This window comes from Streptomyces sp. NPDC054813 (assembly GCF_053611365.1).
In genome coordinates, this window is record NZ_JBSHAF010000007.1 from 204,430 (window position 1) to 223,353 (window position 18,924).

19 protein-coding genes are annotated in these 18,924 nt (G+C 72.6%); 10 read left to right on the plus strand and 9 right to left on the minus strand.

Features of this window, described 5'->3' with window-relative positions:
- Positions 1-242: 242 nt before the first annotated feature.
- Positions 243-830, minus strand: a complete 588-nt coding sequence (locus tag ACWGJB_RS16455) for an Rv1733c family protein (RefSeq protein WP_453380848.1) — start codon at positions 828-830, stop codon at positions 243-245.
- Positions 831-1,247: 417 nt separating this feature from the next.
- Here ACWGJB_RS16455 and ACWGJB_RS16460 point away from each other — a divergent pair, with 417 nt between their 5' ends.
- Both ACWGJB_RS16460 and ACWGJB_RS16465 read left to right on the plus strand, forming a co-directional pair.
- On the plus strand, positions 1,248-2,171 hold the full coding sequence (locus tag ACWGJB_RS16460; RefSeq protein ID WP_453380849.1) for an NADP-dependent oxidoreductase: 924 nt from the start codon (positions 1,248-1,250) through the stop codon (positions 2,169-2,171).
- Positions 2,168-2,917, plus strand: coding sequence for a GNAT family N-acetyltransferase (locus ACWGJB_RS16465; RefSeq protein WP_453380850.1), 750 nt, complete (start codon positions 2,168-2,170; stop codon positions 2,915-2,917). Before ACWGJB_RS16460 ends, ACWGJB_RS16465 begins: the two co-directional genes overlap by 4 nt.
- Here ACWGJB_RS16465 and ACWGJB_RS16470 read toward each other — a convergent pair.
- Positions 2,878-3,321: a MarR family winged helix-turn-helix transcriptional regulator gene (locus ACWGJB_RS16470; protein ID WP_453380851.1), complete on the minus strand. Its 444-nt coding sequence runs from the start codon at positions 3,319-3,321 to the stop codon at positions 2,878-2,880. The two genes, ACWGJB_RS16465 and ACWGJB_RS16470, sit on opposite strands and share 40 nt — an antisense overlap.
- A gap of 150 nt (positions 3,322-3,471) precedes the next feature.
- Between ACWGJB_RS16470 and ACWGJB_RS16475 the strand changes: the two genes are divergently transcribed.
- Positions 3,472-4,536, plus strand: coding sequence for a hypothetical protein (locus ACWGJB_RS16475; protein WP_453380852.1), 1,065 nt, complete (start codon positions 3,472-3,474; stop codon positions 4,534-4,536).
- Positions 4,537-4,569: 33 nt separating this feature from the next.
- Positions 4,570-5,355 (plus strand): putative protein N(5)-glutamine methyltransferase, encoded by a 786-nt coding sequence (locus ACWGJB_RS16480; RefSeq protein WP_453380853.1) that lies wholly within the window; start codon positions 4,570-4,572, stop codon positions 5,353-5,355.
- On the opposite strand, the gene ACWGJB_RS16485 is transcribed toward ACWGJB_RS16480, so the two are convergent.
- Positions 5,352-6,077 carry a hypothetical protein gene (locus ACWGJB_RS16485; protein WP_453380854.1) on the minus strand — a complete coding sequence of 242 codons (726 nt, stop codon included), beginning with the start codon at positions 6,075-6,077 and terminating at the stop codon, positions 5,352-5,354. The genes ACWGJB_RS16480 and ACWGJB_RS16485 overlap by 4 nt on opposite strands.
- 148 nt (positions 6,078-6,225) lie before the next feature.
- Complete coding sequence (locus tag ACWGJB_RS16490; RefSeq protein WP_453380855.1) at positions 6,226-8,304, minus strand: SpoIIE family protein phosphatase; 2,079 nt, start codon at positions 8,302-8,304, stop codon at positions 6,226-6,228.
- A 273-nt stretch (positions 8,305-8,577) separates the two neighbouring features.
- On the opposite strand from ACWGJB_RS16490, the gene ACWGJB_RS16495 reads away from it, so the two are divergent.
- From ACWGJB_RS16495 to ACWGJB_RS16510, 4 genes are all read left to right on the plus strand, one after another.
- Positions 8,578-9,447, plus strand: a complete 870-nt coding sequence (locus ACWGJB_RS16495; protein WP_453380856.1) for a hypothetical protein — start codon at positions 8,578-8,580, stop codon at positions 9,445-9,447.
- Between the two features lie 124 nt (positions 9,448-9,571).
- Positions 9,572-9,940, plus strand: coding sequence for a hypothetical protein (locus ACWGJB_RS16500; protein ID WP_453380857.1), 369 nt, complete (start codon positions 9,572-9,574; stop codon positions 9,938-9,940).
- Positions 9,941-10,057: 117 nt separating this feature from the next.
- A complete protein-coding gene (locus ACWGJB_RS16505) occupies positions 10,058-12,073 on the plus strand; it encodes an FAD-dependent oxidoreductase (protein WP_453380858.1) in 2,016 nt (671 codons plus the stop codon).
- 22 nt (positions 12,074-12,095) lie between these two features.
- Positions 12,096-12,638, plus strand: coding sequence for a PadR family transcriptional regulator (locus tag ACWGJB_RS16510; protein ID WP_453380859.1), 543 nt, complete (start codon positions 12,096-12,098; stop codon positions 12,636-12,638).
- Positions 12,639-12,644: 6 nt separating this feature from the next.
- On the opposite strand, the gene ACWGJB_RS16515 is transcribed toward ACWGJB_RS16510, so the two are convergent.
- Positions 12,645-13,190 (minus strand): hypothetical protein, encoded by a 546-nt coding sequence (locus ACWGJB_RS16515; RefSeq protein WP_453380860.1) that lies wholly within the window; start codon positions 13,188-13,190, stop codon positions 12,645-12,647.
- A 167-nt stretch (positions 13,191-13,357) separates the two neighbouring features.
- Positions 13,358-14,320, minus strand: a complete 963-nt coding sequence (locus ACWGJB_RS16520) for a fibronectin type III domain-containing protein (RefSeq protein ID WP_453380861.1) — start codon at positions 14,318-14,320, stop codon at positions 13,358-13,360.
- Positions 14,321-14,704: 384 nt separating this feature from the next.
- On the opposite strand from ACWGJB_RS16520, the gene ACWGJB_RS16525 reads away from it, so the two are divergent.
- Complete coding sequence (locus tag ACWGJB_RS16525) at positions 14,705-15,400, plus strand: glycoside hydrolase family 75 protein (protein ID WP_453380862.1); 696 nt, start codon at positions 14,705-14,707, stop codon at positions 15,398-15,400.
- A gap of 22 nt (positions 15,401-15,422) precedes the next feature.
- Here ACWGJB_RS16525 and ACWGJB_RS16530 read toward each other — a convergent pair whose 3' ends face one another.
- On the minus strand, positions 15,423-16,184 hold the full coding sequence (locus ACWGJB_RS16530) for an SDR family NAD(P)-dependent oxidoreductase (RefSeq protein WP_453380863.1): 762 nt from the start codon (positions 16,182-16,184) through the stop codon (positions 15,423-15,425).
- A gap of 154 nt (positions 16,185-16,338) precedes the next feature.
- On the opposite strand from ACWGJB_RS16530, the gene ACWGJB_RS16535 reads away from it, so the two are divergent.
- Positions 16,339-16,977 carry a TetR/AcrR family transcriptional regulator gene (locus ACWGJB_RS16535; RefSeq protein WP_453380864.1) on the plus strand — a complete coding sequence of 213 codons (639 nt, stop codon included), beginning with the start codon at positions 16,339-16,341 and terminating at the stop codon, positions 16,975-16,977.
- Positions 16,978-17,142: 165 nt separating this feature from the next.
- On the opposite strand, the gene ACWGJB_RS16540 is transcribed toward ACWGJB_RS16535, so the two are convergent.
- Positions 17,143-17,817: a CocE/NonD family hydrolase C-terminal non-catalytic domain-containing protein gene (locus ACWGJB_RS16540; protein ID WP_453381009.1), complete on the minus strand. Its 675-nt coding sequence runs from the start codon at positions 17,815-17,817 to the stop codon at positions 17,143-17,145.
- Positions 17,709-18,827, minus strand: a complete 1,119-nt coding sequence (locus ACWGJB_RS16545) for a CocE/NonD family hydrolase (RefSeq protein ID WP_453380865.1) — start codon at positions 18,825-18,827, stop codon at positions 17,709-17,711. Before ACWGJB_RS16545 ends, ACWGJB_RS16540 begins: the two co-directional genes overlap by 109 nt.
- Positions 18,828-18,924: the final 97 nt, after the last annotated feature.

Genomic DNA, 18,924 nt, shown 5'->3' on the forward strand with positions numbered 1-18,924 from the left:
CGCGCCCGGCCCCTAGCGTCACCCCCGCCCCCCGCCCGTCCACCCGGGGGCCCGGGGCGCCGGGCGGCCCGCCCCCCCCCGCCCGGGCGCGCCCGGGCGGTCGGGTCGTCGTCACAGGTGGTCGGGGCACCGCGGGTGCGGGTGCGGGTGCGGGTGCGGATGCGGATGCGGGGTGGGGGTGCGGACGTCGTCGTACGCGGACAGCGCGGCAGGGGATCTGCGGGGCCGGGATCTCCAGGGCCTCAGGCGCGTCCGCGGGTCCAGTCCGGGCCGGTGCGTGCCCACTCCTGCTCCCACTCGGCGAGCCGGTGCCGCAACGCGACCCGGCGGACGACACCGTGGCCGAGCAGTACCACGGCCGCGGCGCCGCCCGTCCCGCACAGGCCCACGGTGACCGTGTGCTGCCAGACGGCGACCTCGTCGGGTGGCGGGCCGACACCGTGCCCCCGACGGTCGAACCACACGTCCACGGTGTCACCCGCCCGGGTCCCGGCCGGCACCCGGGCCAGGGCGGTCTTCGTCCCCTTGCCGGGTTCGGTCCAGCGGACGTCCGTCTGATAGGCGTGCTCCCGGTCGCCGCCCTCCGCCGTCGGGAGCTGCTCCGGCGTGCTCCCGACGACCACCGCCCGGACCATGTGCCGCTCGGCCCGCTCCATCGTCGCCACCGACCGCGCCCGCTCATGGGCCCACAGCCCCGCCACCGCCCCCACCAGGGGCGCACCCACGCACAACAGGACCGCCACGGACAGCGCGATCCATGCCTCCACCAGGTCGGACCTGCGCCGCAGCGGGTTGTGCCGCCAGCGCCAGCCACGCACTCGGGTACGCATGTCGACCTCCTCGCCGCCACGGGAGCCGTAGGGCCGGACAGCCGGTCCGCAGCTCCCAGCGTGCCCCCCTTGCACGCGGGCGTCCACATCGATCTGTTACCCCGTACGGAGTACCTGGCCCACCTGCCGGAGCCACCAAGGCGACACCGGCCGAAGCGCACGTTCCGCCACGCGCCGCATCCCCGGCCCCGGCGCCCCGAGTCACCCGGCCCGCACGCGCCCCCACCAGGCCGACCTGCAGGCCGCCCGGCAGGCCGCTCCTGGGCCGACCCGCTGGGTTCGGCCCAGGTCAGGACCACGATCATTGCGGCCGTATGAACGATTCGAGGGCGCGGGAATAGCGGCCGGACGATCGTCCTTGGCCCAGAGTGCCGGTACCGGGACACCGGTGACAGCATCCGAGAGCGAGGAAGAACGATGCCCAAGGCGTACGTCTACACCAGGCACGGCGGGCCCGAGACCGAGGCCTTCGCCGATGTGGACCGTCCCGTTCCCGGCCCCGGTGAACTGCTGGTCGCGGTGCGGGCGGCGGGGGTCAACCCCGTCGACTGGAAGCTGCGCACCGGTTTCCGCCGCCCGGGCGAGGGCGAGGCGCGCTTCCCGGTCGTGCTCGGCAGCGAGGCCGCCGGAGTGGTCGAGGAGGTCGGCGAGGGCGTGAGCGGGTTCGCGGTCGGCGACGAGGTCTTCGGCAACGCGCCCGCCGGCGCGTTCGCCGAGTACGCCCTGCTGACGGCGTCCGTGACGGCGCACAAGCCGGCCGCGCTGTCCTTCACCGACGCCGCCACCCTGCCGGTCGCCGCGGCCACCGCCTACGACGGGGTACGCCAGCTCGACCTGCCCGAGGGCGCGACCCTGCTGGTCACCGGCGCGGGCGGCGGAGTCGGCGCGGCGGCCGTGCAGATCGCCCGCGCCTGGGGGCTGCGGGTCGTGGGCTTGGCGAGCGAGGCCAAGAAGGACTTCGTCGAATCGCTCGGCGCCGTGCACGTGCCCTCCGGCCCCGGCCTGGCGGAGCGGGTGCGGGCCGCCGCGCCCCAGGGCGTGGACGCGGTGTACGACCTGGTCGGCGGCGAGGTGCTCGCCGAGGCGGCCGATCTGCTCGCCGACCGCACCAAGCTGATCACCGCGGGCGCCGCCCCGGACACCGTCGCCGCGCTGGGCGGCAGCCGGGTCGAACGCGCCCGTACCGCGGCCGTTCTCGACGAGGTGGCCGAACTGGTGGTGGGCGGTGAGCTCGACCCGCATGTCTCGCGGACCTTCCCGCTCGACGAGGCCGGCCAGGCGCTGCGCACCGTCGAGGACGGGCACGCGCGCGGCAAGGTCGTGATCGAGGTCGCCGCATGAGCATCCCGGGGCCCCGCGAGGGCGCGCCGCACATCCTGGACAACCCCGCTCTCGCCTCGCTCACCGGCCCGCACGCCCTCTTCGCCGAACGGCGCGGACGGATCCTGCGCTACCCGGTCGACGTCTCCCCGTGGCTGGCCCTGCCCGACGAGCCCGACGCCGACGACTGGGCCGATCTCGCCGCTCTGGCCGGGCCCGGCACGGAGGTCGGGCTGCCCGGCTACCGCGGCGACCTCCCCGAGGGCTGGGAACTCACCATGAACATCGCGGGCGTGCAGCTGGTGGACGAGGGCATGGACGCCGTCCCGGAGCCGCAGGCGATCCGCCTCGGCCCAGCCGACGTACCCGAGATCCTCGACCTGATCGAGCGCACCCGGCCGGGCCCCTTCCTGCCCCGCACCATCGAACTCGGCACCTACCTGGGCATTCGCCGGGACGGCAGGCTGATCGCGATGGCGGGGGAGCGGCTGCACCCGCCGGGCTGGACCGAGATCAGCGCGGTCTGCACCGACCCGGCGTACCGGGGCGAGGGCCTGGCGACCCGGCTGATCCGCGCGGTCGCGTACGGCATCCGGGCCCGCGGCGAGACCCCGTTCCTGCACACCGGCGCGGGGAACACCACCGCGATCCGGCTGTACGAGTCCCTCGGCTTCCGACTGCGCCGCCGTACCGCCTTCCTGGCGGCCCGGGTGCCGCAGACGCTCGGTCAGGCCTCGCCGGTGCCCGCCGACGTCCCGGCGTTGTAGCGCTCCAGGTATCCCGCGAACCTGACCAGGTCATCCTCCGGCCAGTCCGCCAGGCGCTCCCGGAACGCGGCCCGGCGGCTGCCCGTGACCTGGGCCAGGATCTCCTGGCCTGCCGCCGTGAGATGCAGTACCTGGACCCGGTGGTCCTCCGGGTCCAGGCGCCGCTCGATCAGCCCCGCCCGCTCCAGCGCCCCCACCTGCCGGCTGACCGTCGACTTGTCCAGCGCGTAGTGCGCGGCCAGGTCGGTCGCCCGGCAGCCGCCGCGCTCCTCCAGATGCCCGAGGAGCGTGTACGACACCAGCGACAGCTCGGGGTGCATGCGCCCGGCGGACGCCCGGGCCCGGCGCGCGAAGGCCGTCATCTCGCGCTGGATGGTCTCGACGGCAACCTCGGCGGCCGTCATGGGAGGACCTTCGACGGCGGCACCTGCCCCAGCAACACCCTCACGGGAATACCTCCTCCGACGTTCTAGTTGTATAGTACAACTTGAATGTGAGTTGTATAAGCCAACTAGTTTGGCCGGAAGATCCGGAAGATATGGAGGTCGTACGCGATGAGGTCACCGGCACTGCGCCATGTGCTCACGCACCTGATCACCCCGCTGCTGATGTGCCTGGGCATGGGACTGGCGTACCTGGGAGCGTTCGTCCACCCGGCACCCCACCAGATGCCCGTCGCCGTGGTCGGCGCCGGACCGGAGGCGAAGGTGTTCGCGCAGACCGTCAAGGACACCGCGGGTGACCGGCTCGACGTCCGTACCGTCCCGACCCGCGCCGCGGCCGTCGACCTGCTGACGTCCCGGACCGTGACCGGCGCCTATGTGCCGAGCGCCAAGGCGCCCGAGCTGATCGTCGCCAGTGCCGCCTCCGACATGGACGCCACCGCCGTCGAGAAGGTCTTCACCCCCGTCGCCGCCCAGGAGGGTGCCCCGCTCAAGGTCACCGACGTGGCCCGGCCGGTCGCCGACGACCCCACGGGACAGGGCCTGTTCTTCCTGCTCATCGCGGTGAGCATCGGCTCCTACGCCTCGGTCGCAGCCCTCGGCGCGGCCGGCGGCACGCTCCCCATGCGGATCCGCGCCCTGCTCGCGCTCGGCGTCTCCGCCGTCGTCAGCGGCATCGGCGCGCTGCTCGCCGGACCGGTGTTCCACCTCGCCCACCACGACCTGGCCGGCGTCTGGGGCATGGCCTGGCTCTACTCGGCGGGCATCCTGCTCATCGGCGTCGGCCTGCACACCTTCCTGAAGCGGTGGACCACGCTGGCCATGATGGTGCTCTTCGTGATGCTCAACTTCACCAGCTCCGGCGGGTTGTTCCGGCCCGACCTGCAGAACGGCTTCTTCGGCACGCTGCACACCTTCTGGAACGGCGCCGGCTTCGTCGAGGGCGTCCGCAGCCTGCTGTACTTCGGCGACGACGGCCTGGGCCGCCACGTGTGGACCCTCGCGGTCTGGCTGCTGGCCGGCCTCGCGGTCACCGCTCTCGCGGCGGCGTACGAGCGGGCCAAGGCCAGGGCCGCGCGCCTGGTCGTACCGGACTCGCCCGCCGGGCTCACGGCGGAGGTGACCGAGGCCGAGGCCGAGGCGGAGGCGGAAGAGGAGGAAACGGTCGGCGTGTGACCGTCGGACCGGCGGCCGGATAGGCTCCCGGTGATGCTGCCACTCTCCGACACCACCGCCGTCGTCTCCGTGCTGCGCGCCGCGGGCTGCGTCTTCGCCGAGGACGAGGCGGACCTGATCCTCGCCACCGCCCGCACCCCGGACGAGCTGGCCACGATGGTGGACCGGCGCGCCGCCGGACAGCCCCTCGAACACGTCCTCGGCTGGGCCGGCTTCCACGGGCTGCGGGTGCTCGTGGAACCGGGCGTGTTCGTGCCCCGCCGCCGTACCGAGTTCCTGGTCGACCAGGCCCTCGCGCAGGCCCCGCACACGTCCGTCGTCGTGGACCTGTGCTGCGGCTCCGGCGCGGTGGGCGCGGCCCTCGCCGCCGCCCTCGGAGACGCCGAACTGCACGCCGCCGACATCGAACCGGCCGCGGTCGACTGCGCGCGGCACAACATCGCCCCCTACGGCGGACACGCACACCTCGGCGACCTGTTCGACGCGCTGCCCGCCGCCCTGCGCGGCCGGGTCGGCATCCTCGCGGCCAATGTGCCCTACGTCCCCAGCGGCGAGGTGGGCCTGCTGCCCGCCGAGGCCCGCGACCACGAGCCGCTGGTCGCCCTCGACGGCGGCGGTGACGGCCTCGACGTGCTGCGCAGGGTCGCCGCCGGAGCGCCCGAGTGGCTCGCGCCCGGCGGCTGCGTCCTCGTCGAGACCAGCGAACGCCAGGCCGAGGCAGCCGTCGACGCCTTCGCCGCCGTCGGTCTGACCGCCCGGCTCGCGGTGTCGGACGAGCTGTACGCCAACGTCGTGATCGGTGTACGGGACCAGGACTAGGTCGTCGCGCCGCTGTCCGAGGGGCTCGGGGACGGTGAGCGGTCGCCTGGGCGCTGCCACGGGCCGCCGTGGTCATGCATGCCGCCCCGGCCCATGAAGTCGCCCGAGAAGGCGGCGGAGGCGGTCGGCTTGCCGTCGTCGCGGGTGCCGACCAGGAACGCCGTCGCGTCCTTCTTGAGCGAGTCGGCGTCGCCGCGCACCTTGACGTCCGAGCCCACGGTCCACGTCCACGACGTGCCGTCGTCGCTCTTCACGGTGACCTGGTCGTCGGCCACCTTCTCGACCGTGCCCCGCTGCCAGACCCGTACCACGTACTTGCCGGTGTCCGGGTCCTTGACGGTCGCCTCGCCGTGCACACCCATGCCGCCCATGCCGAACGGGCCGTGCCCGGGGCCGTGCCCGTCCGGGGCCGAGGGCGCCGACGGTGCACCCGAGGCCGCGGGCGGGGTGTCGGAGCCGTTCCCTCCGGAGCCGGCGGCGAACGCCGCGGTGCCGCCCAGGGCCAGTGCCCCGACGGCGAAGGCCACGGTCACGGCACGCGCGCGGGCCGGCTGCCGGCGCCACAGGTCGCGCACCCGCGCACCCGGTTCGCGGTCCGGTCCCGGTCCGGCGAGCACCTCCCACCCCGGGTCGGCCTGCGGGGGATGGTCCGGCATCGGCGGGATCGACGGCTCGGTTCCGTCGCCGTCACGGCGGTGTTCCTGCTCGGGTTCGTGCGTCACGGCTCGCTCCCATCGGCGAACGGCACGCGGCACAGCGATGCGTGCCTCTCTGGAATTGTGGTGGTTCGCCGATAAGAACCCGGTAATCAGTCCCTGTGAATTCGATGAACCCGCGGGCGGGCGGCCCCGGAGCCGTCGCCCTTTGCGGCTACGGCAGGTCCAGCGCCCGTGCGATGAGCAGCGCCACGTCGTCGTGGTTGTCGGGGTGGTGCAGCTCCCGCAGCAGCAGGTCGCAGACCTCCTCCAGCGGGCGGGCGGGGCCGTCCAGGAGGGCCAGCAGCGCGTCCAGCCGCTCGTCCAGCGAGTGGCTGCGGGTCTCCACCAGACCGTCGGTGTAGAACACCAGCTCGTCGCCTGGCTCGAAGTCCACGGTCGTCGTGGCGAAGGGGATCCCGCCGACGCCCAGCGGGACCCCGGTGGGCAGATCGAGCAGTTCCGGCGGCCGGCCGGGGCGGACCCGGGCCGGCGGCAGATGGCCGGCGTTGGCGATCCGGCACTGCCGCAGCCGCGGGTCGTGCACGGCGTACACGCAGGTCGCGATGGAGTGGTCGAGGCCTGAGGTGGTCTTGTCCAGGTGTTCCAGCAGGACGGCCGGGTCGAGGCCGAGGGAGGCCAGCGTGTTGGTCGCGGTGCGCAGCCGGCCCATCGTCGCGGCCGCGTTGATGCCGCTGCCCATCACGTCGCCCACCACCAGGGCCGTTCTGCCGCCGTCCAGCGGGATGACGTCGAACCAGTCGCCGCCCACCTCGACGGTGGCGCCGGCCGGCTGGTAGCGCGAGGCCACCTCCAGGCCGTTGGTGACCCTGGGGTGGGTGGGGAGCAGGCTGCGCTGGAGGGTGAGCGCGGTGGTGCGGGCGTTCTGGTACCAGCGGGCGTTGTCGATCTGCACGGCCGCGCGGGCGGCCAGTTCCCGGGCCAGCAGCAGATCGTCTTCGTCGAAGGGCGCCGGCTTGCGGGTGCGCTTGAGTTCGAGGGCGCCCAGTACCTCGCCGCGGGCGATCAGCGGCACGGCCAGGTACGAGTGCAGTCCGGCCCGGACCAGCAGCTCGGCAGCCTCGGGGGAGCGGGCGATCCTCGGCAGGTCCTCGTCCTTGACCTGCGGCACCAGGACCGCCTCACCGGTCCGTACGCACTCGGTGACCAGCAGGTCCGGGGCGTACCGGGCGACCGTGCCCGGCGCGTCGGCCGCCTGCACCGCGTCCGCGTCCAGCTCCGCGCGCACGGCGAGAGCGCGGAGCATGGCCGGCTCGGCCGGTCCGAGCGTGCTGCGCCGGCCCTCGGCCACCGTGTCCAGCAGGTCCACGACCGCCACGTCGGCCAGCTCCGGCACGGCGACGTCGGCCAGCTCGGCGGCGGTGCGCTCCAGGTCCAGGGTGGTGCCGATCCGGGTCGAGGCGTCGGCGATCACGGCCAGGCGCCGGCGCGCGTTCTCGGCCTCGACACCGGCCCGGTAGGGCTCGGTGATGTCCACCACCGAGGTCGCCACGCCCAGGACGTTGTTCAGCGCGTCCTCCAGCCGGTAGGCCGACAGCGACCAGATGTGCTCCTCGTCCGGGTCGGCCGGCGTACTGCCCACCGCGGGCTGGTCGATCACCGGCTCGCCGGTCCGCAGCACCCGCAGGTACGCCGACTCCAGGGCGTCGGCATCCATATGCGGCAGCACCTCGCGGAGCGTCCGCCCCACGTGCTCCTCGGCCGGTACCCCGTTGATCCGTTCCAGTGCCGGGTTGACCGAGACGAACCGAAGCTCCGTGTCGAGGACGGCCAGCCCGATCGGCGACTGCTTCACGATCCGCTCGGACAGCGCCACGTCCTGCTCCAGCCGGCGCACCGTCGACTGGTCGGCGGCCAGGCCCAGCGCGAAGACGTCGCCGTTGGCGTCCGTGAGCCGCATGTTGCGGAACTCCACCACATGGGTGGAGCCGTCCTTGTGCCGGATCGGGAAGCCGCCCGCCCAGCTCTGCCCGGTGCTCATCACGTCCGCGAACAGCTTGCCGACCAGACCGATATGGCGTTCGTCCACCATCAGCCGGGCCGCGTACTGGCCGAGCGCCTCGCGGGCCGGGTAGCCGAACAGCTCCTCGGCCTGGGGGCTCCACAGCACGATGCGCCCCTTGGCGTCCAGCACGACCGAGGCCATGCCGAGGACGTCGAGCAGCCCGCCCGGACGCACGGGTCCGCGCACCGGCTCCTCGCCCTCGGCCGCTGACGCCTCGGCTGGACTCATCCCACGCACCGCCTTCGAACCTGCGCACGGCACGTCGTCCCCCGTGCCGACTCCCCTTGTTCTATCGCGCTCACACCCGACTCTCCGCCGCCGCCGCCGACTTTTCCACCATCTCTCAACACGGCGGCTTCCGTACTGCGAAACGACCACAGGTGCGGCAGGGGCGTGAGTTCACCTTCCCGTTCCGTCATTGGTCTGTACATGTCTGTCAGGGGCACGTCAGACTGACCGCCGCACGCGCGTCCCACCCCCCGAACCGAGGAGTAGGCTTCCATGCCCGCGTCCACCCGGCAACGTTGTCGCGCAGGTCTGACCGCCCTGGTCGCCCTCGCCGCGGCCTTCGCCCTCTCGACCGGCCCGGCGTCCGCCGCCGACACCTGGACCGAGACCGGCTCCGACCGCGCCGACCCGCTCACCGAGAGTCAGGGCCTGACCTCGGTCGAGGTCCCCGCCAACAGTGCCAACCGCTACACCGGCGTCGGCACCATCCCGATCGGCGTCTCCAGCCGCGGCTGGAACCACGTCGGCGACCCCGACGAGTCGTACGACGGCTACTACGTCGAGCCGTACCAGGCCGACTCCGGCACCGCCAAGATGTACCGGGTGCAGGCTCCCGGCGGCGCCTGGTCGGAGTACGTGCACACGCTCGCCTCCGGCGAGGCCCTCAACAACTCCTGGGACGCGATCTCACCCGACGGCCAGTACATGCTCTCCGGCGAGTACGGCACGATGACCCGCTTCTTGGTCTTCCCCACTCCGGGCGTCAACAAGAGCACCTCGCCGTCCGCGAACCTCCCGCTGGCCTCCGTCGTCAACCTGGACCACGCCGTGCGTGACGTCCAGGGCTGCGACTTCTCCGGCGCCACCACGCTGCTGTGCTCCTCGGACGACCCCGACGGCAGCCTCTTCGGCTACACCAAGCCCCTGCTGCAGATCGATCTGTCCGCCCAGCCCGGGTCGAGCAACGTCACCGGTCATGTCACCGCGCTGCGCCAGCTCCCGCTGCGCAGCTCCTGCTCGGGCACCTTCGAGGCCGAGGGCATCGACTACGACCGGCGCACCGGCACCCTGCGCGTCATCGTGATGTCGCCCGGGTTCTGCATCCTCACCGACAGCAAGACGTACAAGTTCACGCGGGGCTGAGTTCTCGGCCCGGGTGGTGAACCGGGTTCTGCACCACCGGGAAATCGGTGCTTTTCTGTTGGCATGGCGCGGTTCGCGGGGGAACCCGTGAGACCGCGCCATCGCCATGAGAGGAGCGACCACCATGGGTCCTGAGCGACTGCACGAGGAACCCGTCTCGCTTGAGATCAGCGGATGCAGCAAGGAAGACGCCCGGATCGTGTTCGACGCGCTGTGCCAGTGCTTCGAGTCCGACCGGGAGGCCGAGGACGTGCCCCAGCAGCTCCATGAGAGCCGCCCGATGGTGTGGCTCGGCACGTTCGAGGTCACCGACGCCCACGAGTGCACCCCGCCGCCCCGGCTCGCGGCCTCGGTCGAGGCCGACGCGCAGGGCGGCTACTGGGCGATCGACCGGCTCCGTACGACCCTCGACTCCCTGTTCACGGTGCGCAGCCTGTCCTCCGCCTCGGGCGACCAGGAGAGGGAACTGCACGTCCTGCTCGAAAGCCGGTGACCGGTGATCTGTCCGGTGATCTGAGACACGTAACCCCGGAGCCTTTGTGCAACTAGTTGCATAATCCGTGCGCGGTCCTCTAGAACTGGTACGACGACACCGCGCACGGAGGCCCCGATGAGCCGTTACCCGCACCTGCTGAAACCCCTCGACCTGGGGTTCACGACCCTGCCCAACCGCGTGCTCATGGGCTCCATGCACGTGGGCCTGGAGGAGGCCGAGCGCGGCTTCGAGCGGATGGCGGAGTTCTACGCGGCCCGGGCCCGCGGGGGAGTGGGCCTCATCGTCACCGGCGGCATCGCGCCCAACGAGGAGGGCCGGCCCTACGAGGGCGGCGCCAAGCTCACCACGGAGGAAGAGGCCGGACAGCACCGCGCCGTCACCGAGGCCGTGCACCGCGAGGGCGGCCGGATCGCGATGCAGATCCTGCACTTCGGCCGTTACGCCTACCACCGGGACCTCGTCGCGCCCAGCCCGCTCCAGGCCCCGATCAGCCCCTTCCCGCCCCGTGAACTCACCGACGAGGACATCGAGCGGACCATCGACGACTACGTCCGCGCCGCCCGCCTCGCCCGGCAGGCCGGCTACGACGGCGTCGAGATCATGGGCTCCGAGGGCTACCTCGTCAACGAGTTCATCGCCGCCCGGACCAACCACCGCACCGACCGCTGGGGCGGGTCCTACGAGAACCGGATGCGGTTCCCCGTCGAGATCGTCCGGCGGGTGCGCGAGGCCGTCGGCACGGACTTCATCATCGTCTACCGGCTGTCCATGCTGGACCTGGTCCCGGGCGGTTCGTCCCTGGCCGAGGTGATCACCCTCGCCCAGGCCGTCGAGGCCGCCGGGGCGACCATCATCAACACCGGCATCGGCTGGCACGAGGCCCGGATCCCCACCATCGCCACCTCGGTGCCGCGCGGCGCCTACACCTGGGTCACCAAGCGGCTGATGGGCGAGGTCTCCGTCCCGCTGGTCACCACGAACCGCATCAACACCCCGGAACTCGCCGAGGAGTTGCTCGCCGGAGGCGGCGCCGACATGGTATCCGTGGCCCGCCCGATGCTCGCCGACCCCGACTTCGTCAACAAGGCCGCGGCCGGCACGCCCGAGGCGATCAACACGTGCATCGGCTGCAACCAGGCCTGCCTCGACCACACCTTCAGCGGCAAGGTCACCTCCTGCCTGGTCAACCCGCGCGCCTGCCACGAGACCGAACTGGTCCTCGCCCCGACCCGGCGGCGCAAGCGCGTCGCGGTCGTCGGCGCGGGACCGGCCGGCCTCGCCTGCGCGGTCTCCGCCGCCGAACGCGGTCACCAGGTCACCCTGTTCGACGCGGCGGCCGAGATCGGCGGCCAGCTGAACGTGGCCCGCAAGGTCCCCGGCAAGCAGGAGTTCGACGAGACCCTGCGCTACTTCCGCCACCAGCTGGACGCCCACGGTGTGGATGTACGCCTGAACACCATGGTCGAGCCCGAGGACGTCACCGGCTACGACGAGGTCGTCGTCGCCACCGGCGTCACCCCGCGCACCCCCGACATCCCCGGCGTCGACCACCCCCGCGTCCTCGGCTACCTCGACGTGCTGCGTGACGGCGCCCCCGTCGGCGACCGGGTCGCGATCCTCGGCGCCGGCGGCATCGGCTTCGACGTCGCCGAGTACCTCACCGACGGCGGCGACAAGGCGAGCGAGGACCCGGCGACGTACTTCAGGCACTGGGGCGTCGACATGGACTACCGGGCCCCCGGCGGCCTCACCGCCCCCGAGCGCCCCGCGCCCCCGCGCACCGTCCACCTGCTCCAGCGCCGGACCGGCAAGGTAGGCGCCGGCCTCGGCAAGACCACCGGCTGGATCCACCGCGCCGAACTCAAGCACCGGGGCGTCACCATGGTCCCGGGGGTGCGGTACGACCTGATCGACGACGCCGGACTGCATGTCACCGTCGACGGGGAGAGCACCGTCCTGGAGGTCGACACCGTCGTGCTGTGCACCGGGCAGGAACCGCGCCGGGACCTGTACGAGGAACTGGTCGCCGCCGGCTGCAGCGTGCACATCATCGGCGGTGCCGACGTCGCCGCCGAGCTGGACGCCAAGCGGGCCATCAAGCAGGGCACCGAGCTGGCGGCCGCCCTGTAGGGGCCGTCCCTAGGATGAGCCCATGTCACTCCCGCACGCGATCCTCACCGCCCTGCTAGAGAAGCCGTCGTCGGGGCTGGAGCTGACCCGCAGGTTCGACCGGTCGATCGGCTACTTCTGGTCGGCGACACACCAGCAGATCTATCGCGAGCTGGGCAAGCTGGAGGCCGAGGGCTACATCCGCACCCTGCCGGCCGAGCAGCCGGCCCGCGGGCAGAAGAAGAGCTACGAGGTGCTGCCCGCGGGCCGCGCCGAACTGGCCCGCTGGACCGCCGCCGCCCAGGACCCCAAGCCGCAGCGCGACGTGCTGCTGCTGCGGTTGCGCGCGGCGGCGGTGGTCGGCACCGATGGACTCGAAGCCGATCTTCACCGTCATCTGGAGCTGCACCGACGGCAGTTGGCCGAGTACGAGGAGATCCAGCGGCGCGACTTCCCGCCGGGCAAGGACGCCCCCGAGGACCGGCTGCGGCACCTGGTGCTGCGGGCCGGCATCGACCTGGAGTCCTTCTGGACGCAGTGGCTCAGCCAGGCCCTCCGGGAGTTCGGCGAACTCCCGGAGACCTGAGCGGGGTCAGAGCCGGTACGGCTTCGAGCGCTTGCGCAGGTACCAGCCCGTGGCGATGACGCCCGAGCCGACCAGCGCCGCGCCGATGCCCAGCGTGAGCGGGCCGTAGTCGCGGGCGGCCCCGCCCAGACCGCCCATCACGCCCCGGGAGGGCGCGGCCGACCTGGTGGTGGAGGAGGTCGTCGGCGCCGCGGCGGTTCCGGACACGATCACCGACTGGGTGCCCGCCGTTCCGCCGTTGGAGCAGACGACGACCACCGTGTAGGTGCCCGGCGACACCCCCGACCAGGCGGCCGACTGGCTCACCGTGGTGCCTGCCAGAGCCGCTTGCCGCCCTTGGGCGAAGGCGGTCTGGCCACTGTTGAGCAGCGAGGCGTTGCCCCAGGTGCCGCCGCTCTGCGTGCAGGCGCTGGTGACCACCGAGACCGTGGTGCCGGTGGTGCTCACCGAGATGCCCGAGAGCGCGGCGGACGGGCCCGCGAGCCAGGTCGGGAGCGCGGCGGCGGCCGCCAGGGTCAGGCCGGAGCGGAGGAGAAGTCGTGAGTTTCGCATGTGGCTGCCCTCCGGCGGCACGGTAGGCGGAACGTCCCTTGCGCCGCCGAGGATCGGAGACTCCCGTGCTGCCTCAGGGTCAGCCAAAGCGGCGCAGGCCCGCACCGCACCCGGGGGCGGCCGTCCAGGTGACCTATTCCTCCGTCCGGCCCAGACCGTGATGCGGTTCACGCCCCCGTCGTGACGGCGCGCTGCGCCGACCACCCGCCCCAGGTCCCGTCCGGTAGCCGCGCCCGCAGCCGCACATGGTGCACCACCCCATGGTCCCGCCCCACATAGAAGCTATAGGTCGAGTGGCCTGTGGGTGGGATGCCGCCCCAGACCAGCGAGGTCGTCGTACCTCTGTCGAGCCGGATCTGGTACTCCGTGATCACTCCGTCCACGCGCGGCGGATCCCAGGCCAGGTCGAGGTAGTACGCCCCGCTCTGCTCATGGCTCCCGGCCGTGAACCCGGTCGGCGCGGTGTTCCGGCCGTCGTCGCTGCCCGGTGTGGTCAGGCGCACCGCCGCGCCGGCCGGCGAGAGGTTGTCGGCCGCGTCCCGGGCCCGGACGGTGAACACATAGCGCGTACCCGGCCGCAGCCCCGTGACCACGGTCGCGGTCTGGTTTCCGCCCACACTGTGGATCTTCGCACCGCCCTGGTAGATGTCGTACGACACCACCGCCCGATCGTCCTTCGCGGCGTCCCAGGACAGCTGCACCGCACGGCTGCCCACGGCCCGGCCGCTCGGGTGCGCCGGCCGGGTCGGCGCCGAACGGTCCGCCGCGACCACCGCCGGGGTCGTCGCCCGCACCGCACGGCTGCGCGGGCCGAGGCTGCCGTCGTCGCCCCGCGCCCGGACGGTGAACGCATACATGGTGGACGGCCTGAGCCTGGTGACGTCCACCATGTGCTGTGACCCCGGCACTTCATCGACCTTCGTGGTGCCGCGATATACCTCGTAGCCGCGGACTCCCGAGCCGGCCGGCAACGCGTTCCACATCACATGCACGCTCGTCGCGCTCCCGGCCGCCGCGGTGACCCCCGTCGGGGCGCCGGGCTGCCGGCCGCTGTCGTCGTCGGCGGTCCCGCCCCAGCCACAGGACGTCATGAACAGGAGGGCGCAGACCAGGACGACAACTCGGCGCACGGTTCCGCCTCCCCGGGGACGGCAGGACGGCAAAGGTCCGGACCAATATGGCCTGCCCGGGATGCGGACATCAAGAGGGCCGTATTGGAGACAGCGGGGGAGAGTTACGTATGCTGAGGGCTCTACGGCCGAACTTCCCAAGAGGAAAGGGGAGTTCGCGCCCGTGGCGCGGAACGCTGTCGTCGCTGATCCCGCGCCGACGCGGGCGGCCGGGGTGACCGGGCTGACACCGGCTCAGCGCCCCGGCCCCTGACGGATTCTCACGGAGTGTCACTTCGTTGCTCCGTACGGCCCTGTACGGCCCCCTCTTCCTGGCCCGGCCGCCCCGCCCCCACCACATTGGTCCGGTTGACTCCATGTCCCCCACGGAGAGGGTCCCTCATCGTGCGTCTCCAGACGCTGACGCTGGCCACGGCCGGCGCCGCCCTGCTCGCCCCGACCACACTGCCCGCCCCCGCCGCCTCGCTCACCGCCCCCGGTGCCCGGCACCGGATCACCGCCATCGACCTGCTGCACCGACTGGACCGGCTGCGCGACTGCACCGAGGTCTCCAAGGACCGCTATCGCACCGACGCCGGAACCGCCGCCACCGTCCCCGTGTGCGGCACCGAGCAGGCCGTCTTCTGGAAGGCCGACCTCGACATCGACTGCGACGGCCGGATCACCGGGCACTGCAACCGCACCGCCGACCCGGCGTTCTCCGCCGCCACCGCCTTCCAGCAGTCCGACGGCAGCCACCTCAACGCCGAGACGCTGCCCTACGTCGTCGTACCGGGCCCCAGCAGCCGCTGGGACTACCGGAAGTCCGGCATCCAGGGCGGTGCGGTCGCCGCCGTGATCTACAAGGACCAGGTTCAGTACGCCGTCGTCGGCGACACCGGACCGAGCGACATCATCGGCGAGGCGTCGTACGCCACCGCGAAGGGCCTGGGTGTGGACCCCGACCCACGCGTCGGCGGGGTGCCGTCCGGTGTCACCTACATCGTCTTCAAGGACTCCGTGGTCAAACCCATCGAGGACGGCGACGCGGCGCAGGCGGAGGGGGAGCGCCTGGCGGCGCTGTTCGCCGAGGGAGGCTGACCGGGCCACCCCCGGCAGGGTGTCAGACGGCCGCCCAGCCGTTGTCCACCGGCAGGATCGCGCCGTTGATGCTGCCGGCCGCGTCGGAGGCCAGGAAGACGATCGCGGCCGCCTGCTCCTCGGGTTCGGAGACCTGGCCGACGTTGCCGAAGTACGGGCCGAGCGCGGCCGGCCCGTGGGCACCGTCCGCCAGGTCGACCTGGATCCCGGTCCTGGTGCCGCCGGGCGCGATCGCGTTGGCCCGGATGCCCTGGTTGCGGTACATCACCGCCAGGTTCTTGGTCAGGCCGACGACACCGTGCTTCGAGGCCGTGTAGGCGGCGCCGGCCGCGCTGCCGCGCAGACCGGCCTCGGAGGCGGTGTTGACGATCGTGCCCCGGCCGGCCGCCAGCATGTGCGGCAGCACCGCGCGGGTGAGCAGGAACGGCGCGGTGAGGTTGACCCGTATCACCCGCTCCCACTCCGCGTCGCTCACCTCGCCCAGCGCCGACATCCGGTCCATGATCCCGGCGTTGTTCACCAGCACGTCCACCGCGCCGAACCGCGCCACGGCGGTAGCGACCACCTCGTCGACCACGGACTGCTCGCTCAGGTCGCCGGTGACGGCCACGGCCGTACCGCCCGCCTCCTCGATCTCCTTGACCGCGGCGCCCGCGACCTCGGCGTTCAGGTCGGCGACGACGACCCGGGCGCCCTCCCTGGCGAAGGCCAGGGCGGCGGCCCGCCCGATCCCCGATCCCGCGCCGGTGACGATGACGGCGCGCCCGTCGAGTCCGCTGGCCATGTGGTGCTCCCATCAGGTGGTTCGAGGGCGCTCTGCGCCCGGTTGCGGTCACACCATACGACTTAATGTCGTTGACTGACATAAAGTCGTGGCGAGAGGTTTCCCGGGCTTCGAGGAGAATTCCGTGCAGCACTCAGGGGCACGGGAGGAACAGATGACCGCAGCAGCGGGACGCACGGGACGGCCGCCCCTCACCGAGGAGCGCAAGGCCGAGACCAGACTGGAGATCGCCCGTGCCGCGGTGGACCTGTTCGTCGCCCAGGGGGTGGCGGCGACCACGGGTGAGCAGATCGGCCAGGCAGTCGGGGTCTCCGCCCGCACGGTGTGGCGCTACTTCCCGAGCAAGGAGGCCTGCGTACGACCGCTGTTCGCGGCCGGCATCGAGGTGGTCGCCGACTGTCTGCGGGCCTGGCGGCCGGGCCGGCCGCTGGAGGAGGCCTTCGAGAGCGCCGTACCGACCGACAGCCGCCTGGTGCGGGGCCCCGACCGCGCCACCATCGGCGCCCTGGTCCGGCTGACCCGCACCGAGCCGGGCCTGCGCGCGGAGTGGCTGCAGACCTACGACGAGGCCGAACCCGCGTTCGCCCGCGCCCTCGCCGAGCGCTCCGGGCTGCCCGCCGAGGACCTGCGGCCCACCATCCAGGCCGCCATGTTCAACGCGGCGCTGCGCGCGGCCGTCGAGCACTACGCCTGGCGGGCCGCCGAGGGGACGACGGACCCTGCCACGGCGGAGGCCGAACTCGCGGCGACCCTGCGCGCGGCCCTCACGGTCGTGGCGGACGGTCTTGCCTAGGGGCGGCGGAGCGGATCAGGAGCCGTTGTCCCGGCATACGGTGGGCGTAACCGGCCCTGACAGGACGCCCCACGTCGCCCCCGCCCTCGCCGGCCGGCTGACCGCACGCCTGTGGGGCCCGGCGCCGCACACCGGTACCGGGCCCCACAGGAGGACTTCAGCTCCTCAGGAGGACGGCCCCCAGTTGACGGGGCTGGTCGTGAAGGAGTCCGGCGAGGTCAGCGGCAGGTTCACGAACGACGCGGCCCGCGGGGAGCGTTCGACCGTGTAGATCCCGCCCGCCAGATCGGCCTGCTCCTGCGGGGTGGGCATGAGCGAGGCGTGGAAGCCGGCCGGCGGCTGGCTGTCGATGACGATCTGGATGCGGTGGCCGACCGGGATCCGGGTGAGGTTCGACAGCAGCGAGATGTCGTAGCGCGTGGTCCTGCCCGGCACCACCGCCTGCTGGGAGGCCCGGGTGAAGGGGTGGCCCGGCTTCAGCAGGGTGCCGTTGTCCCCGTACCAGTTGTCCCGGGAGTCCAGCGCGCGCCGGCTGCCGAGCAGGATGCCATCGGCCTGCTTGGTCACGGTTCCGTCGGGCGCGACGATGTCCAGCGTCGCGGTGAGTTCCGTCTCGGGTGTGGTCGACTCGGCGTAGAGGGTGACGTCGGTCGGCCCGTCGAGGACGGCGGCCCGGGTCAGCGGAGCCGTCGTGTACGTCAGGGTGTTCGCGGAACTCGCCGCTGGCCAGGTCAGTCTGTCGCGGCCGGCGGCCGACGGCCTGCCCGGGTGAGGGTGCCGTCGCCGAGGTAGTAGGTCCGGGCGTCGTCCGACGGGGGCCAGGCGGCACTGTCGACCCAGCGGTTCGCGCCGTTCTCGAACAGGTGCAGGGGCGTGGAGGTGGACGCCATACCGGTGGGCTCGTCCTTGAGCCAGGTGTCGAACCACTCCAGGCGGATGGCCTGAAGGGTGCTCTCGTCGACGTGTTCGCCGTGCGTCCAGGGGCCGACGATCGCCTGGTAGCGACCGGTGACCCGCTGACCGGCGGTGACGGGGGTGTTCAACGGCCGGTGGTGGTACGCGTTCTGCGCGGAGACGTAGGCGCCGAGGTCGCCGCCGGGGAACAGGTCGTTCCAGCCGCTCTCGGTGAGCGCGGGGATGCCGTTGGCGACGATCCGCGGAATGAGCTTCTGCACGTTCCGCGCCTGCCAGTACGCGTCGTTGTACGAGCGCGAGCCGCCGTTCTCCTGCTGGGCGATGGTGACGGACTGGGGGTCGGTGGCGGGGTCGTCCTCCGGACCGCGCGGCTCGGCCCGTGCGATGCCGGCCACGAAGGTGGTGGGGATGCCGCCGTCGGCGGTGAGGTCGTTGTAGAAGTCGGAGTCCGTGCAGAACGGCGTGATCGCCTTGAGGGGAGAGTGCTTGCCCACCGCGGCCGCGGTGAACCACTGGTTGACCCCGAGGTACGAGCAGCCGTCGAGACCGACCTGGCCGTCGCCGCCGGACAGCGTGTGGGCCGCCCAGTCGACGAGTTCGGCCCCGTCCTTGCCCTGGCGGCCGCCGAACCAGTCGAGTTGGCCCCCGGAGGCGCCGGTGCCGCGTACCGCGGAGGCCACGTAGATGTAGCCGCGGCGCACGAAATAGTCACCGGTGCCGGTCGGGTCGGAGCGGGCCGTGCCGTACGGGTTCTGCGTCAGCAGCACCGGATAGTTCCCGGTCGCCCGCGCTCCGCTCGCCGGGTCGGTCGGATAGGTCACCTCGACGGAGATGCTGACCCCGTCGTCCATCCTGACGGTGGTGTGCACCGGCGCGCTCACCCCGTAGGAGGCGGCCTCGGGCTGCCACCCGGTGCCTTGACGGGACGGCGGCATCGGCCGCCTGCCCTGAGGTCAGGGCGCCGAGCAGACCCAGCACGGCCGCTCCGGCGCGCAGGCGATTGTTCCTCATGGGTGTGTTCATGGGCACGTT